The organism is Kibdelosporangium banguiense, assembly GCF_017876405.1.
GTDB lineage: Bacteria > Actinomycetota > Actinomycetes > Mycobacteriales > Pseudonocardiaceae > Kibdelosporangium > Kibdelosporangium banguiense.
This window is the reverse complement of the sequence record NZ_JAGINW010000001.1, coordinates 10,050,016-10,066,763: the sequence shown is the minus strand read 5'-3', so window position 1 is coordinate 10,066,763 and position 16,748 is coordinate 10,050,016. Positions and strand designations below refer to the sequence as shown.

Here is a 16,748-nt window from a genome sequence, read left to right as displayed (position 1 = left end):
CGTTCCTCCACTACCTGTGTGTGCCGGTGTCCACGGTCGCCTTGACTGACGTTGACCCGATAGGGCTGGCTGCCTGCTGAATTGGGGGCGAAAGTCCTGATCCGCACAGGGCTGGCGGCGGTATCGGCGGCGTGGGGTGTGCGGGCAGCGTTGGGGTCGACAACCTCGACGGAAGGTATGGCGATGACCGCCCAGACTCACCTCACCGAAGCCCGGTCCGGCGCTGACACGATGCACCGGATCGATGCGTGGTGGCGTGCGGCGAACTATCTGTCAGTGGGCCAGATCTACCTGCTGGACAACCCGTTGCTGCGCACTCCGCTGCAGCCTGGGCACGTCAAACCGCGCCTGCTGGGTCACTGGGGGACGGTGCCGGGCATCACGCTGACTTACGCCCACCTCAACCACCTGATCATGCGCGACAACTTCAATGCCCTGCTGGTGACCGGCCCCGGACACGGGGCCGCCGGACTGAACTCCGCCGCGTGGCTGGAGGGCACCTACTCGGAGCTCTACCCGCACGTCAGCCAGGACGAACAAGGGATGCGTGAGTTGTTCCGCCAGTTCTCGTTTCCTGGTGGCGTGCCCAGCCACGCGTCGGCGCACCTGCCGGGCTCGATCCATGAGGGCGGTGAGCTGGGTTACGCGCTGGCGCACGCCACCGGAGCCGCGCTGGACAACCCTGACCTGATCGTGGCCTGTGTGATCGGCGACGGTGAGGCAGAGACGGGCCCGTTGGCCACGAGCTGGCACGCACCGGCGTTCCTCGACCCAGCGACCGATGGCGCGGTGCTGCCGATCCTGCACCTCAACGGCTACAAGATCGCCAATCCGACCGTGCTATCCCGGCTGGCGCGCGAAGACCTGGCTGCGATGCTGCGGGGACACGGCTGGCGTGCGGTCGAGGTCGCCGGCTCGGATCCGTTCGAGGTCCACGAGGCCTATGCGGAAGCGCTTGCTGACTGTTTGTCGGACATCCGGCAGATCCAGAGCGATGCGCGCCGGGGCGTCCGCGGCCGGGCAGCGGTATGGCCGGTGCTCGTGCTGCGGACTCCGAAGGGCTGGACCGGGCCCACAGTTGTTGATGGGCACCAGGTCGAGGGTTCATGGCGATCGCACCAGGTGCCGATCACCAACATCCGGTCGGACCCGCACCGGCTGGCCCAGCTGGAAACCTGGCTGCAGTCCTACCGGCCTGGCGAGCTGTTCGACACCGACGGTACGCCTGCGGCTCTGGTGCGGTACTGGCATCCGTTGGGCGAGTTGCGGATGAGCGCCAACCCGATCGCGCACGGTCTGGTGCAACGTGACCTTCGTCTGCCGGACTGGCGGAAGTACGCGGTGGAGGTCACCAGGAAGTCCGAGGCGACTCGCGCGCTCGGCGGCTACCTGCGTGACGCCATGGCCGCGAACACCGACAACCTGCTGTACTTCGCGCCCGACGAGCACGCCTCCAACCGGCTCGGCGACGTCCTGGATGTGACCGGCAGGCGCTGGCAGCTGCCCATCGAACCCAACGACGAACACCTGTCGCGGGATGGCCGGGTGTTCGAGGTGTTGTCCGAGCACCTGTGCCAAGGCTGGCTGGAGGGTTACCTGCTGACCGGTCGGCACGGGCTGTTGTCGAGCTATGAGGCGTTCACGCACATCGTCGACTCGATGGTGGCCCAGCACGCCAAATGGTTGCACACGGCCGCGGACATCCCGTGGCGCCGGCCGGTGCCGAGCCTGAACTACCTGCTGACCTCGCACGTGTGGCGCCAAGACCACAATGGAGCGTCGCACCAGGACCCTGGGTTCATCGACCACGTGCTGAGCAAGCGCCCCGAAGTCGCCAGGGTGTACCTTCCGCCGGACGCCAACACACTGCTGAGCGTGGCCGACCACTGCCTGCGCACCCGCGGGCTGGTGAACGTGATCGTGGCCGGAAAGCAACCCGCACACCAGTACCTGACCGCCGACGAGGCACGCGCGCACTGCGAACAAGGTCTGGGTGTGTGGAGCTGGGCGAGCAACGACCTCGACGGCAACACCGACGTCGTGCTGGCCTGCGCGGGAGATGTCCCGACACAGGAAACGCTTGCCGCTGCGGATGTTCTGCGAGAACTAGTGCCGGACTTGAAGATTCGTATCGTCAATGTGGTCGACCTCGGCCGCTTGTTCTCGCCGGAGCAGCACCCGCATGGTGTCAGCGATCGCGTGTATGGCGAGATCTTCACAGGCGACAAGCCGGTGATCTTCGCGTTCCACGGCTATCCGTGGCTGATCCACCGGCTGACCTACCGCCGCCCGGGCCACGACAACCTGCACGTCTGGGGTTTCCACGACTACGGCACCACCACGACACCGTTCGACATGTGCGTGCTCAACGAGCTGGACCGCTACCACCTCGCACTCGCCGCACTGGAGCGTGTGCCACGGCTGGAGGGCCGGATCGGTCACCTGCGTCAGGAACTGCTCGGCCGGCTGGCCCGCCACCACGACTACATCCGCCGGACAGGCGAAGACCTGCCCGAGATCCGTGACTGGACACCAAGGAGGACATCATGAACAAGCCGATCATCGTCGGCGTCGACGGATCCACTGTCAGTATCGCCGCATTGCGTTGGGCCATCGACGAAGCCATCCGCCGGGGCGTCACCGTCACGGCAGTTAACGCCTGGCACTCCGACCCGGCCGCCGCGGGACTGAACAGGCTGGACCTGATCCAGCTGCGACCCCGCAGCGAGGTCCTGGAGGCACAGCGGGAGCTGCTGGCGAATGCGGTGAACCAGGCAGGCCACACCGTGGAGATCACCGAACTGCTGCTGGAAGGCCAGCCTGGCCCGGCCCTGGTCCAGGCCGCTGCCGAAGCCGACTTGCTGGTCGTCGGCAGCCACGGCTACAACCGGTTGTACGAGGCGCTGCTCGGCTCGGTCAGCTCGTACTGCGTGCACCACTCGCCCTGCCCGGTCGTCGTCATCCCGGACGCCCACCGCAAGCACGAGAAGGCACCCGTCACCGAAGACGCGCCGCCGTTGACGATCGGGCCCCTGCTCTGAAACTTCCGAAATAGACACTGGAGTGAGCTGTCATGTCGTTCTGGTCACCAGGCGAGGTTCGCGTACTTTTCGAGGCGGTCTCCCAGGCACCTTCGGTACACAACATTCAGCCATGGGTGCTGGAACTGCACGATCGCAACCTCCTGCTGTTCGAACGCTGGGACCATGCGCTGCCGCACCACGACCCGGCAGGCCGGGACAGGCTGATGTCCTGCGGCGCGGCCTTGGCCAACCTCGAGCTGGCTGTGCGCAGTCTGGGATGGGAGATCATCACGACGCTCTTCCCGGACCCACAGCATCCGGACCAGGTCGCGGTCGTCACCCCGGTTCGCCGGCAGTCGCATACCGAATCCGAATGGCAGATGTACCAGGCCATTCCGCACCGGCGCAGCCAGCGCTTCAAGTTCGACGGCGAACCGCTGTCCGCGGAGGAGATCCGTGCTGTTGAACACGCGATGCACGGCGAGCGCGTCGGCGTTCGCCGTGTCACCGGGCAAGCCGAAGCGAGCGTGGTCGCAAAGCTCTGCGAACACGCCGCCAAAGTTCTGCATCACGATCATCGCTACCTGCGAGAGATGCGCTCGCTGACGTTCGACCGGGGTGCGGCCAGGATCGGCATTCCGGCGGACCGGATCGCGCACGGGCTGTTCGGCGGCCTGGTTCACGGTATTGACGGAGTGCCGGACCTTGACGTCCTGACGGCTCGCATCGCCAAGGAATGTGTGCTGATCGTGGAAACCGTCGACGACACCAAGCGGGACCATGTGCTTGCTGGTGCCGCAATTCAGCGTGCATGGCTGACTGCGACACATCTGGATCTCGCGGCGTCGCTGATCACCCAGCCGCTGCAACTGGCCGAAGTCCGAGCCGGGCTCAGCGAACAGTTGCAGCTGCCCGGCTTCCCGCACGCCCTACTGCGGGTCGGCCGATCACATCGTGTTCCGGAAGCCAGCCCTCGCCGTCCGTATGCTGAAGTTGTCAGGGGATTGAGATGAGCAAGCCGATTGTTGTCGGAGTGGACGGTTCCACGTCCGCGGAACACGCGGTCCGGTGGGCCGCGAAGCAAGCAGCCGGCCGGCACGTGCCGCTGCGGTTGGTGCACGCGTGCATGGTCATCGAGGCGTACACCCCAGTGACGCTGCCGGTGTCGGTCTCCGAGGCGCTCGCCCAGCAAGGGCGGGAATGGCTGCGCGAGGCCGCGCTACTGGCGAAAGAAGCGGCCCCCGAGGTCGACCTGTCGACGCACCTGCGCAGCGGCCCTGCCGCCCAGCGGCTGATCGAGGAGTCGGAATCCGCGGGACTTGTGGTTCTCGGATCACGCGGACTTGGCGGTTTCACCGGGCTGGTGATCGGCTCAGTCGCGGTCGCGCTGTCCACTCACGGGCATTGCCCGATCGTGGTGGTGCGTGGCGAGGAAGACCGGGCTGAGAAGCCGGTCGTGGTTGGAGTGGATGGTTCGGCCACCAGCGAGGCGGCCGTCGCCTTCGCGTTCGAGGAAGCGTCCAGGCTCGGCGTTCCGTTGGTCGCGCTGCACGCCTGGAGCGATCTTTCCCTGTACATGAAATTCTCGCTGCCACCCTACGGCTTGACATGGACAGAAGCGCAGGATGAGCAGCGGCGCATCCTCGACGAAGGCCTGGCCGGCTGGCGCGAGAAGTATCGGGATGTCGAGGTCCGGCTGGTCGTCACTGCCGACCGGCCCGCACACAGCTTGCTCGAAGCCGCGCGCGACGCCCAGCTGGTGGTGGTCGGCTCGCGTGGCCGCGGCGGCCTGAAAGGCATGCTGCTCGGCTCGACCAGCCAAGCACTGCTGCATCACGCGCCGTGCGCGGTTGCTGTCATACGACCACACAGCTGATATGTCCAAGCTGCTGAAACCGCGGGCCAGGCGAAGGCATCCGCAGCGGAGTGGTCAACGCCGGCGAGGCAGCCGAATTGACCGCGACCGCGACTGCGGACGAAAGCACCTACGCTGGAGTGATGTGCCTGGCCGAACAGGCGGCTGCGGAAAGCGCGCCTGTGGTTCGGCTCGCTGATCGCCTTGCCGCGGTGTTCTTGCCCCTGGCTGTCGCGATCGCAGCTGCGGCATGGATTCTGACGGGAGATCCGGTACGAGCAGTGGCGGTGTTGGTCACGGCCACACCGTGTCCGCTGTTGTTGGCCGCGCCCATTGCCATCACAGCGGGAATGTCTCGTGCCTCACGCCTAGGTGTGGTCCTCAAACATGGTGCTGCTCTGGAAGCGTTGGGGCGTGCGCGCACCGCCGTCCTGGACAAGACCGGAACTGTGACGGCCGGACAGCCGACGATCACCAGTGTCCTGGCCGCGCCGAACTACACCGAACAACGTGTCCTTGAGCTGTCGGCCGCCGTGGAGCAACTGTCACCGCACGTGCTGGCAACTGCGGTTGTCCGTGCGGCTCGGCTCGCAGGGCTCCGCGTAGCACCCGCGCAACAGGTCACCGAGCAGCCCGGCATCGGCGCCGCCGGATATGTCCAGGGGGCAAGGATCACCGTCGGAAAGCCCGAGAGCGAGGTGTTGCCACCATGGGCGAAGGCCGCGGTCCGGCGAGCCGAACTCGATATGGCCAGCACAATCTGGGTCAGCCGGGACGGCGAACCCATCGGGGTCCTGCTCGTCCGTGACGAGATCCGGCCGGACGCCGCACGAACGCTCCGGCGACTGCGATCCGCCGGTCTGCAGCGGATCGTCCTGCTCACCGGTGATCGACTGGCCAACGCACAGGACGTCGGCATCCTGCTCGGCCTGGACGACCTGTCGGCGCAGTGCAGTCCGGCGGACAAAGTCAACCGAGTGCGGGAAGAACGTGCCCGGGCGGTGACGTTGATGGTCGGCGACGGGATCAACGACGCGCCCGCGCTGGCCGCGGCCGACGTGGGGATCGGCTTGGCTGGACGGGACGCCACCGCTGCAGCTCAGGCTGCGGACGCGGTCATCACCGACGGGCGCATCGCGCGGCTGGCCGACGCCGTCGAGGCCGCCGTCCGAGCGCACCGCATCGCCCTGCAGAGCGCGGGCATCGGTATCGCCTTGTCTCTGGTCGCCATGGTGATCGCCGCGGTCGGCTGGCTCCCACCAGTGCGGCGACGGCCGGCTGAGCAGATCGAGCAGGTCCTGCAGAGGTTCGCGGCTGAGCACGAGCAGCTGATGCCGGCCCGCCGAGCAGTGCGCCAGGCGGCGGACGATCTCTCGGAAGGGCCGACTGCCCAGGCGGAGCAGTCCGTGCGGCGCGCGTACCAGCTCGTGTCCGAACACCTGCTGCCGCACGAACTGGCCGAGGACCGGGAGCTGTATCCGGTGGTCGCCGAGTTGCTCGGCGATCCGGAAGTCACCCAGGCGATGAGCCGCGGGCACATGGAGATCGAGCGGCACATCCGGCGGCTCGGCCGCCACCTGTCCACATCGGATTCCATCGGCCCGGACCAGGTCGACGATCTGCGAGCCACCCTGTACGGGCTGGATGCCATCCTGACACTGCATTTCGCGCAGGAGGAAGAGGACTACTTCACACTCACCGGCTAGCAGCGGTGATCAGAGCGTCGGACAGCCGCTGTAACGCACGCGCGGCGGCGAGCTCAAATTGACACTGAGACACGGCCGTGTCCGGAGTCGCGCTACGGAATTGCGCGCTGGCTGACAGCGTTCCGTCGTTCTCGTCGATCAACGTCGCCGTCGCGATCACCGCGCCCGTGGAGTCGTCCAGGTGCACCTGCACCGTCCAGTCCTTGGCCATCTTCGTCTCCCTTGTGAATAAGCCCATGTTGCCGGGGAGCACGGGGCGCGGCCACGGGGCGGATGGCTGTGAAAGGCGGGCGATGGCCCTTGAGGCACAGGGTCTTCTGGCCGTAGTTGGTCTTTTACATTGTGCCTAGCGTCGAAGTCATGACGATGAGCACCGAAGCGGTCAAGTCACTGCTCGCGGACGGAACAATGGTGACTGTCCGCCAGTTGGGCCCCGCCGACCACGAACAGGTGGTCGCGCTGCACCAGGCGATGCCGGACGAAGACCGCTACCTGCGGTTCTTCAGCATGTCCAGCCCGCCCTTGGACAGCTTCGTCAACAAGGTCGTGTCCGAGGACACCGCGAATCACGGCGCTGTGGGCATTTTCGAGGGCGAGACGTTGCTGGGAATGGCCGCGTACGTCGTCATCAAAGGCCGCTCGCCGGTCACCGGAGACGTCGCTCTTGTGGTGTCACACCAAGTGCAGCACCACGGTATCGGCACAATCCTGCTGGAGCACCTGGGATCGCTGGCGCGCAGCCGCGGCGTGCGGAAGTTCTCCGCGGACGTGTTGCCGAGCAACTGGCGGATGCTGCAAGTGTTCTCGAACATCGGCTTGCCCGTGCACACGCGTCCGGACTTCGATGTCATCGAGGTGGATATCGACCTCGCGCCGGACGACGGATACCTCGACGCTGTCGCCGTCCGGGAACGGCTCGCTGACAAAGCGAGCCTGCAGCCCTTGTTTCGCCCGGACTCGGTCACGGTTGTCGGCGCGGGACGCAAGCCGGAATCCATCGGCCACGCGGTGCTGTCCAACATTCTTGCAGGCGGTTTCACAGGCGCGGTCACCGCGGTCAACCCACATGCTCACGAGGTGCTTGGTATCCCCTGCTATCGCTCTGTGGCAGCCATACCCGACGTGCCGGACCTTGCTGTGCTGTGCGTGCCCGCCGCCGCGGTGCCTGACGTCGCGGCGGAATGCGGCCGTGTGGGCGTCCAGGCGCTGTTGGTGATCAGCTCAGGACTTTCCACAGATCCCGATCTGGGCAAACGGCTGCTGGAGACCGTGCGGAAACACGGGATGCGCATGGTCGGCCCGAACTGCCTGGGAATCGTGAATAGCGAGCCAGCGGTTCGCCTCGACGCGAGCTTCGCCCGCGGCGGCCTGGCCATGGGCGACGTCGGAGTGGTGACGCAGTCCGGTGGTATCGCCATTGCCTTGCTGGAGGAGCTGCGCCGGTTGGGGATGGGTGTGTCGACCATGATTTCCACTGGGGACAAGTACGACGTGAGCGGCAACGACCTGTTGCACTGGTGGGAGAACGACATCCGAACCCGAATCGCGGTGCTCTACATGGAGTCGTTTGGTAACCCACGCAAGTTCTCCCGCCTGGCTCGGCATTTGGCCCGGAGCAAGCCCGTCCTGGCCATCCGTGCCGGTAGTACGGACGTGGGGCAGCGGGCTGCGGCGTCGCATACCGCGGCCACTACGACGCCGACTGTGCTGCGGGATGCCTTGTTCCGGCAGGCCGGTGTCATCGCGGTCGATCGGCTGTCCGAGCTGACCGACACGGTCGCGCTGCTGGCTCGCCAGCCGTTGCCGACAAGCAACCGCGTGGCTGTGGTCAGCAACGCGGGCGGCGCGGGTGTGCTTGCCGCTGATGCCTGCGTCCAGAACGGACTCGTGGTTCCGGAACTGTCTGATGAAACGCGCAAGAAGCTGCACGCGGTTCTGCCTGCCTTGGCCAGTGTGAGCAACCCTGTCGACACCACTGCGGTGGTGGACGACAAGGTCTTCACCGAAGCGCTGCGGATCGTGCTCGAAGACGACGGAATCGACGCGGTCATCGCCATCGCCGCGCCCACCGCGCTTGGCGACCCCGCAGACGCTATCGACGTCCACACTCAAAAGACTGTGATCGCTGTGCGACTGGGACAGGTCAGTGCGGTGGACTGGTTGAACCAGGTGCCCTGCTTCGCTGACGCCGCTGCCGCGGCCGTCGCGCTGGGCCACGCTGCAGAGCGAGCCGCCTGGCTGCGCCGGCCTGCAGGCCGCACACCCGAACTGGCTGGCATCGATGCCGAGGCCGCGCGCCGGGTGATCCACGACTATCTGGCGGCCAACACCCACGGCGGGTGGCTAGGCCCGGAACAGGTCGTCACCTTGCTGCGGGCCCTCGGCCTGCCGGTGCTCGGCGAGATGTTCGCCCAGGACGTCAACGCAGCTGTCGCCGCTCAGCAGGAGTTCGACACTCCCGTCGCGATGAAGGCCGTCGCCAGCGGGCTGCTGCACAAGAACCGCGGCGGGGGAGTACGCCTCGGCCTGTCCAACGCCGAGGAGGTCCGGGCGGCCTTCGAGGGCTTCGCAGACCGGTTCGGGACGGCACTGCACGGCGTCGTGGTCCAGCCGATGGTCCAGCCCGGCCGCGAACTGCTGATCGGCGTGAGTAGCGATCCCATGTTCGGACCGTTGATCGTGTTCGGGCTCGGCGGCGTGGACACTGACATGCTCGACGACCGCACAGCGCGGCTCGTCCCAGTCACCGATGTCGACGCCGACGAGATGCTCGACGCCATCCGTTCGGCCCCGAAACTGTTCACGTCCGATGTGGACAAGTCCGCCGTCCGCGACGTCCTGCTGCGCGTGGCCCGGCTGGCCGAGCTACTGCCAGAGGTCGCGGAGCTGGACATCAACCCGCTGGTCGTCGGGCAGCGCGGCGGGATCGTCGTCGACGCACGCGTCCGTGTCATGCCGACGGACTACGTGGATCCCTTTCTGAGGAGGATGAGATGACCAGCTTCGAGAAGTTCCAGGCCTCGACCGAGGCCCGCCAGACCACGCACGGCGACCACGTCGACAAGCTCACGGGGTATTTCATGGCCGAGGCCAACCGGTTGCGTGAGCAGGAGGAGCCTCCGGAGGCCGACGTGCCACAAGTGGCACCGGAGCTGGTCGGCGAACCACCGCCCAAGGCGAACAAGCGCTTCCGGTGGCTGCGCTGGTGGAAGCGAACCTGACTGAACAGAATGCGAATAGGACAGCAGCTCGCAGCTGTTGTCCTATTCGCGTATGGGAAGCCCTGCGTCCAATGATCAAGGCCGGGCGCCCTACCAGCAGCGGTAGGGCGCCCGGCCGTTTGATGTCGTCGTGTATCAGATCAGCCAGTGGTTCTTGCGGACGATACCCAGTTCGGCCCACTTGCGACCGAAGCCCCACGTGTTGCCCGCGTACGTGACCGCGAGCGCGATCAGGACGATCGCGTAGAGCAGGTGGTAGTCGAGGATGGGGTTGGTGGACATGGTCGGCTGGCCTGCTTCGTTGAAGCGGTCGAGCGGCCATTCAGCGACCCACATCATCAGCATCATGATCGTGCCGGCGATGGCGGAGATCCGCAGGCCGATGCCGAGGGTGACGGCGAGGCCGATGCCCAGCAGGCCGAGCATGAACAGCCAGTCGGTCAGCCAGCCACCTGCCCAACCGCGCAGGGTCTCGGAGAACGGTCCGACGTCGACGCGGCTGAGGAATCCTTTGGTGGGGGAGCCGCCGTTGATCCACGCGTTGGCTGAGCCGGTGGCGTAACCCAGGCCGAATGTCTTGTCCAGGAACGCCCACAGGAAGACCAGTCCGGTGGTGATCCGCAGGATCGCGGTGACTTTGCCCGCGGTTGTCGTCATCACCGCGCCGTGTGCCGGTGCGGTGTCCGCGGCCTGGTGCGGGGAGACCTGCAGGCAATCGTTGACCGGGGCCTCGTGGATGGACATGAGGACCTCCTAATCTCGTTGTTTGACACCATCCTGTCGGTGTCGAGGCAAGACCGATTGGGTCGAAAGTCCCTGTGCGGTAAGGGCATTGGGTGCAACTCAGAGACCGCCGGGGATCGGGTCGATCAGGCGGAGCTTCTCGTCGTCGTGCGCGTAGGTCAATTCGTTGACGACATCGACGACTCCGGCGACCGCGTGGGTGAGTGAAACAGCGATGTCCACGGAGCTCTTGCGCTCCAGCTGGGCCAGTCAACGTCACGACGCCGTCGGCGACCTGGACGCCGACCTGTGCGGGATCGGTGGCCATGCTGCATCAGTTCCTCCGCTACATCCGGCTAAGCTGACCGCGGAGCTTGTCCTGCAACAGGTCCACGGCTTCGGTCGCGGTCTTGCCGACCGAGTGGGAGATCAGGGGTGTGCCGTTGACGTCCATGTTGGCGTGTGCGACGACGTCCACGTTGTGGCCGTGGCCGGCCGGCATCAGGCGGACCTTGATGAACAGGATCGGCAGGCGCGAGTACTTCACCAGGCCTGGAATTTTGGCCCTGGCGTAGTTCTCGGCGGTGGCCGGGATGCCGTCGGCGAGTTCGATCTGGACGTTCGGCTGCTGGTCAGTCCTGGTGGGGCGCATGGATGTCTTCCTCGTGCAGCGAGCGGGCGATCTCGGCCGCCCAGGTTCGGATCTGGTCCCAGTCGCGGAAGTCTCCGGCGAGCGAGCCTTTGGCCATACGGCGGGCCATGAAGCCCTGTGCCGTTTCGGGTTCGAGGCGACCGGCGAAGGTGGTCGGTTCGGCAGCTCCGATCGTGCTTGCCATGCGACGCACGGCAGACGGTGTCTTCTGCGGTTTGCCGACTGTCTCGCCGAGTGGTCCGCTGTGGAACAACCAGACGTGCCGGTTGGCCAGATCAGCGCGGAACCGGCGCAGGAACTGGACGGCGTCAGGGCGCCAGCGGGCCGCGTACAACGCGCTGCCCAGCACCACGGCGTCGTAGTAGCCGACGTCGGTGACCTCGTTGGCCGGCAACACGGTCACCTCGTCGCCGGCCGCACGGATCGTGTCGCCGATGGCGTCGGCGATTCCCTTTGTTGCCCCCATTTTCGTGGCGTAGGCCACCAGAACTCGTGACATGATTATCGTTCCTCAGCGGGTATTACCGCGAGCGGGCAGCTCACGGTACGCAGTAATGCCTGGCTCACCGAGCCGAGCAGCAATCCGGCCTTGGGACTGTGCCCTCGCGTGCCCACTACCAGCAGTTGGGCCTCCATGGACTGTTCGGAGAGGACTTCCTCCGCACGGCCGACGGGCCGGGAGATCCGCACTGGCACAGTTGGGTGCCGGTCACGAGCGGCTGCCAAGGCGTCGGAGACGATCCTGAAGTGGGCCGCGCGCTCCTCGGCGATGTCATCGCCACCAGGGAACATGCTGCGATGCCACGTGTGCACGGCGCGAACCCACGTCTTGTGCCGGGAGGCGTAGTCGAACGCGAACTCGACGGCCGCAGTGGTCACGGCCGATCCATCGACACCGAGCAACACTGGAAGCTGATCGCTCGCCAGAGAACGGACAACGACTACGGGGCAGCGGGCCTGGGATGCGACGGTTCCGCTCACCGAGCCCAGCGCCGCGGTCGTCAAAGCGCCGCGGTTGCGGTTGCCGAGCACAATCATGCTCGCGTCGGTTGCCCAGCTCGCCAAAACATCCGCCGGAGTGCCGGGCACGATGAGCGACGAGAAGCGGATATCTCGATTCATCGCTTGGATGACCGCGGCGGCGTCGGCGACCACCTTCTGGCCGTGCGTCTGCGGCGCTGTCATCAGCGGGCCGCCGGCGACTGGCCGTGACCACGCTTCGCCGACGTGCAGCACCGTCAGGCGAAGGCCTCGCCTGGCCGCTTCGGCAATGGCCCAGTCCAGGGCGATCGCACTGTCCGGTCGGCCATCGATTCCGACCACGATCGGTTTGCTCATGGCCCCAGGCTTGCCCAACGAACGAGGACCAGGCAGGGCCTGATGGCACTGTCCTGACCGGGCAATGGCCTCTGCCTGACATGCCGGCATCGCACCTACGTTGCGGGCATGTCCCAAGCGACAGACAGGCGCGTTCCCCTGCTGACGCAGGAATGCACGGCGGCCGAAGCACTCGAGGCGGTGGGTTCGTCGTGGCATGGACTGTCTGCGGAAGACGCCAATGAACGACTGGTCGCGCACGGCCGTAACGAACTCGTCCGCCCACGCCAAGCGTCCGTGGTGCGTCGCTTCCTTGCTCAGTTCACGGATCTGTTCGCGGTGATGTTGATCGTCGCGGCAGGCATCACGTCGGTGGCGTATCTGCTCAGCGATCCACCGGACATCGGCAGTCTCCAGCTTGCGATCGCCATCCTGGCGGTGGTGCTGCTCAACGCGGTGATCGGGTTCATGCAGGAGTACATGGCCGAGCGCACTGCCGAAGCGCTGCAGGCCATGGTTCCGCACCGCGCCCGGGTCATCCGGGACGGTGAACGAGCTGAGGTGCCGGCGGCTGAACTGGTGCCCGGGGACTTGGTGGTCGTCGAGGCCGGAGACGCGGTGTCGGCTGACTGCCGGGTGGTTGAGGCACACGAGCTCACGGTCAACAACATGGCTCTCACCGGAGAGAGCGCGCCCGTCCGGCGCGATGCGGATCCGGTGGCGGCGAGCATTGCCCGGCTGGAGGCACGCGATCTGGTATGGATGGGCACGACCGTGACTGCGGGAACCGGGAAGGCAGTGGTCGTCGCCACCGGCCGCAACACCGAGTTCGGCCGGATCTATCAGCTCACTGCGGGCGCGGCGACCGACGTCAGCCCGTTGCGGCGCCAGGTGGCGCTGATGGCGCGCCGGGTGGCGGCTGCCGCGTTCGCTTTGGGAGTGCTGCTTTTTGCCGTTCGCCTGCTCGCAGGTGGATCGTTGGTGGAGACGTTCGTCCTCGCGCTGGGTGTGATGGTCGCGCTGGTGCCGGAGGGGTTGCCGGCGACCATGTCTGTGGCGTTGGCGATCGGTGTCCGGCGGATGGCCAAGCGGCATGCGCTGATCAAGAAACTGCTCGCGGTGGAAACGCTCGGCTCGACCACCGTGATCTGCACGGACAAGACGGGGACCCTGACCAAGGCCGAGATGACGGTTCAGGTGATCTGGACCGATGGTCGCGTGCGGCGAGTGTCGGGCGCCGGCTACGAGCCCAAGGGCGAGGTGGAAGATCCGGATTCGGTCCGGGAGTTGTTGCGGGTGGCTGCTTTGTGCTGTGACGCGCGCCTGCTTCCGCCTGCTGGACGACAGGGCTGGCGAGTACTGGGCGACACCACGGAGGGCGCTTTGCTTGTCGTGGCAGCGAAAGCAGGGCTGGACGTCCAAGCGGAACAGCAGAACGCGGCCAGGGTCGGTGAACTGCCGTTCGACTCTGCTCGCAAGCTGATGACCACCCTGCACACCACGGACGGACGGACTTGGGCGCACGTCAAAGGCGCGCCACAGGAACTGCTCGCCCGGTGTACTCACATCCGTGACGCGGCCGGTATCTCCACATTGGATGACCAGAAACGCCGGGCAGTGCTGGCGGCGAACGACGAGATGGCCGGTTCGGCGTTGCGCGTGTTGGCTGTGGCGGTTCGCGAGGTCGGGAGCGCCAGGGCGGATCACGACGAGGCGGAGCATGGTCTGACCCTGCTCGGTCTGGTCGGAATGCTCGATCCGCCGCGGCCGGAAGTCGTCGCGGCTGTCCAGGCATGCCGGGAAGCGGGGATCCGGATCGTGATGACGACCGGGGACTACGCGCTCACAGCCGAGGCGATCGCCCGGAAGGTGGGGATCATCCCGAGGGGTGCTGTACCACGCACGATCACGGGAGTGGAGCTGGACCAGACCGACGATGCGACCCTGCACACTGCGCTGGTGGAGAACCCGTATCTGTTGTTCGCCCGAGTCAAACCCGAGCACAAGATGCGGGTTGTCTCAGCGTTCAAGGACCTCGGCGAAATCGTGGCGGTCACCGGTGACGGCGCCAACGACGCGCCGGCCCTGAAGCGGGCCGACATCGGTGTGGCGATGGGGGAGTCCGGCACGGATGTCGCCCGTGAGGCGTCGGTCATGGTGTTGCTGGATGACTCGTTCGCGTCGATCGCGGCCGCGGTGGAGCTGGGCCGGTCGGTGTACCAGAACATCCGCAAGTTCCTGATCTACCTGTTCAGCCACAACATCGGCGAGCTGATGCCGATCCTGGCCGCGACCGCCGTCGGGTTCCCGCTGGTGCCGTTGAGCGCGGTCCAGGTGCTGGCGATCGACCTCGGATCCGACGTGCTACCCGCGTTGGCGCTGGGCACCGAGCCACCTGAGCCCGGGGTGATGAAGACACCACCACGTGATCCCCGCAAGCCGCTGTTCTCCATCGATCTGGTTCGCAGGATGTTGTTCCTCGGTAGCATCCAGGCGGTTGTGGTGACCGCGGTGTTCTTCTGGCACATCAGCAAGGCCGGCATTCCGTTCGACGCTTTCACTTCGGACAATCCGGTCTACCGCGAGGCACTGACGATGACACAGGCAGGCATCGTGGTCTGCCAGTTCTTCAACGGTTTCGCCGTGCGCAGTGACCGGCTCAGTGTGTTCCGTATCGGCCTGCTGTCCAACCGGCCATTGCTGGCCGCGCAAGCGATCGGGCTCGCAATCATGTGCGCCATCAGCTATCTGCCGCCACTGCAGGCCGTGTTCAACACCGCGCCGCTTTCGGTCGCGGACTGGGGACTTCTGTTCGCACTGGGCTCGCTTGTCCTTGTCGCTGACGAGATCCGCAAGGCCGTGCATCGTCGCAAGGAGGTCTTGACATGAAAGCGATCATCATGGGGTGCGGCCGGGTCGGGTCGACGCTGGCTCATCAGCTGTCGGTCGAAGGCCACGACGTATGCGTGCTCGATCGAGATCCGGAGACCAGGCAGTTGCTGCCTGCCAACTACTCCGGGGTTTTCATCGTCGGCAACGGCTACAACCGTGCGGTGCTGGAAAAGGCGGGCATCGCGGAGGCCGGTGCGTTCGTGGCCGTCACCTCCGGCGACAACACCAACATCGTCGGCGCCCGGATCGCCAAGGAGGACTACCAGGTCCCGCAGGTCGTGGCCCGTATCTACGACCCGCGTCGCGCGGACATCTACCGTGACCTGGGGATTCCGACCGTGGCCAGCGTCCGGTGGACCACCAACCGGATCCGCCAGATGCTCTCGCACCGGTACGTCAATCCGGAGGTGAGCTTCGGCAACGGCGACACCTTGCTGGTCCGCGAGACCCTGCCCTCCTGGTTTGATGGCCGGCCGCTGCATGACTTGGAAGTCGACAGCGAGATCCGTGTCATCGCCGTCACGCGTGGCGGCACATCGTTCATTCCGACCACGACCACTCTCGCCGAAGCCGACGACGCGGTCAGTTTCGCCGTGGCCGCCACAGCTTTGGACCGGTTGCGGTCGTTTCTCGACAAGGAGCTCGGCACATGAAGATCCTGATCGTCGGAACGGGCCGGCTCGGCGAGCAGGCCGCGCATCTGCTGGCGGCCACCGGCCACGAGGTCACGGTCGTCGACCGCGACCAGCACAGGCTCGACCGCCTCGGCACGGCATATCGACTGGTCCGGGGCGACGCATGTGAGCCACCTGTACTCGAGGCCGCTGGTGCCCTGCGCACGCACCTGCTGCTGGCCGCGACCGGTGAGGACGAGGACAATCTCGTTATCTCGCTGCTGGCCAAGCGGCAGTTCGGCGTGCGCAGGGTGCTGGCACGGGTGAACGATCCCGACAACGCGTGGCTGTTCGCGGCGCGTTGGGGCGTGGACGTCGCTCTGCCGGCTGCCGCACCGCTGGTGTCGCTGATCGAGGAAGCCGCGGGCGTCACGGACACCGTGGGCTTGGTGCGTCTCGCGGCGGCGGGTGTGGAGCTGATCGAGACCCGGATCGGGGATTCGTCCGCAGCAGCAGGCAGGCAGCTGGCGGACCTGGAAGTACCTGCGGGCACGGTAGTGGCGACTGTCGTCCATGATGGACAGCCGATGGTTCCCAGCGGCGACTACCGCTTCCACCCTGGGGACACTGTCCTGGTCGTCACGAGCACCGCGACCGACAGCGACATCCACAAGGTGTTTCAGTGACTGGTGGTTCCGTCGGCGTCGATCTGCTCGTAGCCGAGCTCGCCGGCAACCGGTTGCCA

General features: G+C 66.3%; 16 protein-coding genes. 10 read left to right on the top strand and 6 right to left on the bottom strand.

Annotated features, from left to right (window positions below; translation table 11 throughout):
- Positions 1–183 precede the first annotated feature (183 nt).
- From JOF56_RS45380 to JOF56_RS45360, 5 genes are read left to right on the top strand one after another with little or no spacing between them, the layout of a single operon-like run.
- Positions 184–2,550 (top strand): phosphoketolase family protein, encoded by a 2,367-nt coding sequence (locus JOF56_RS45380; protein WP_209645716.1) that lies wholly within the window; start codon positions 184–186, stop codon positions 2,548–2,550.
- Positions 2,547–3,041, top strand: a complete 495-nt coding sequence (locus JOF56_RS45375) for a universal stress protein (protein WP_209645715.1) — start codon at positions 2,547–2,549, stop codon at positions 3,039–3,041. Before JOF56_RS45380 ends, JOF56_RS45375 begins: the two co-directional genes overlap by 4 nt.
- A gap of 32 nt (positions 3,042–3,073) precedes the next feature.
- On the top strand, positions 3,074–4,036 hold the full coding sequence (locus JOF56_RS45370) for an Acg family FMN-binding oxidoreductase (protein ID WP_209645714.1): 963 nt from the start codon (positions 3,074–3,076) through the stop codon (positions 4,034–4,036).
- Positions 4,033–4,899: a universal stress protein gene (locus JOF56_RS45365; RefSeq protein WP_209645713.1), complete on the top strand. Its 867-nt coding sequence runs from the start codon at positions 4,033–4,035 to the stop codon at positions 4,897–4,899. Before JOF56_RS45370 ends, JOF56_RS45365 begins: the two co-directional genes overlap by 4 nt.
- 50 nt (positions 4,900–4,949) lie before the next feature.
- On the top strand, positions 4,950–6,584 hold the full coding sequence (locus JOF56_RS45360; RefSeq protein ID WP_307855554.1) for a heavy metal translocating P-type ATPase: 1,635 nt from the start codon (positions 4,950–4,952) through the stop codon (positions 6,582–6,584).
- Here JOF56_RS45360 and JOF56_RS45355 read toward each other — a convergent pair.
- Complete coding sequence (locus JOF56_RS45355) at positions 6,574–6,795, bottom strand: dsRBD fold-containing protein (protein WP_209645712.1); 222 nt, start codon at positions 6,793–6,795, stop codon at positions 6,574–6,576. The genes JOF56_RS45360 and JOF56_RS45355 overlap by 11 nt on opposite strands.
- A gap of 149 nt (positions 6,796–6,944) precedes the next feature.
- On the opposite strand from JOF56_RS45355, the gene JOF56_RS45350 reads away from it, so the two are divergent.
- Entirely contained in the window at positions 6,945–9,581 is a 2,637-nt protein-coding gene (locus JOF56_RS45350; protein WP_245378668.1) for a bifunctional acetate--CoA ligase family protein/GNAT family N-acetyltransferase, read from the top strand.
- On the top strand, positions 9,578–9,805 hold the full coding sequence (locus JOF56_RS45345; RefSeq protein WP_209645711.1) for a hypothetical protein: 228 nt from the start codon (positions 9,578–9,580) through the stop codon (positions 9,803–9,805). The genes JOF56_RS45350 and JOF56_RS45345 overlap by 4 nt, the downstream gene beginning before the upstream one ends.
- Positions 9,806–9,940: 135 nt before the next feature.
- On the opposite strand, the gene JOF56_RS45340 is transcribed toward JOF56_RS45345, so the two are convergent.
- The 5 genes from JOF56_RS45340 to JOF56_RS45325 all read right to left on the bottom strand — a co-directional run bounded on the left by JOF56_RS45340 (position 9,941) and on the right by JOF56_RS45325 (position 12,518).
- A complete protein-coding gene (locus tag JOF56_RS45340; RefSeq protein ID WP_209645710.1) occupies positions 9,941–10,549 on the bottom strand; it encodes a DoxX family protein in 609 nt (202 codons plus the stop codon).
- Between the two features lie 99 nt (positions 10,550–10,648).
- Complete coding sequence (locus JOF56_RS59760) at positions 10,649–10,771, bottom strand: hypothetical protein (RefSeq protein WP_281065588.1); 123 nt, start codon at positions 10,769–10,771, stop codon at positions 10,649–10,651.
- Between the two features lie 103 nt (positions 10,772–10,874).
- Positions 10,875–11,180 (bottom strand): HPF/RaiA family ribosome-associated protein, encoded by a 306-nt coding sequence (locus JOF56_RS45335; protein ID WP_209645709.1) that lies wholly within the window; start codon positions 11,178–11,180, stop codon positions 10,875–10,877.
- Entirely contained in the window at positions 11,161–11,679 is a 519-nt protein-coding gene (locus JOF56_RS45330) for a flavodoxin domain-containing protein (RefSeq protein ID WP_209645708.1), read from the bottom strand. The genes JOF56_RS45335 and JOF56_RS45330 overlap by 20 nt, the downstream gene beginning before the upstream one ends.
- A gap of 2 nt (positions 11,680–11,681) precedes the next feature.
- A complete protein-coding gene (locus JOF56_RS45325) occupies positions 11,682–12,518 on the bottom strand; it encodes a universal stress protein (protein ID WP_209645707.1) in 837 nt (278 codons plus the stop codon).
- 108 nt (positions 12,519–12,626) lie between these two features.
- On the opposite strand from JOF56_RS45325, the gene JOF56_RS45320 reads away from it, so the two are divergent.
- The 3 genes from JOF56_RS45320 to JOF56_RS45310 are packed head-to-tail and all read left to right on the top strand — an operon-like array spanning position 12,627 to position 16,689.
- The gene (locus JOF56_RS45320) at positions 12,627–15,386 is read left to right on the top strand and encodes a cation-translocating P-type ATPase (RefSeq protein WP_209645706.1); all 2,760 of its coding nucleotides are present in this window, start codon (positions 12,627–12,629) and stop codon (positions 15,384–15,386) included.
- Positions 15,383–16,042, top strand: a complete 660-nt coding sequence (locus JOF56_RS45315) for a potassium channel family protein (RefSeq protein WP_209645705.1) — start codon at positions 15,383–15,385, stop codon at positions 16,040–16,042. Before JOF56_RS45320 ends, JOF56_RS45315 begins: the two co-directional genes overlap by 4 nt.
- Complete coding sequence (locus JOF56_RS45310) at positions 16,039–16,689, top strand: potassium channel family protein (protein ID WP_209645704.1); 651 nt, start codon at positions 16,039–16,041, stop codon at positions 16,687–16,689. The genes JOF56_RS45315 and JOF56_RS45310 overlap by 4 nt, the downstream gene beginning before the upstream one ends.
- Positions 16,690–16,748: the final 59 nt, after the last annotated feature.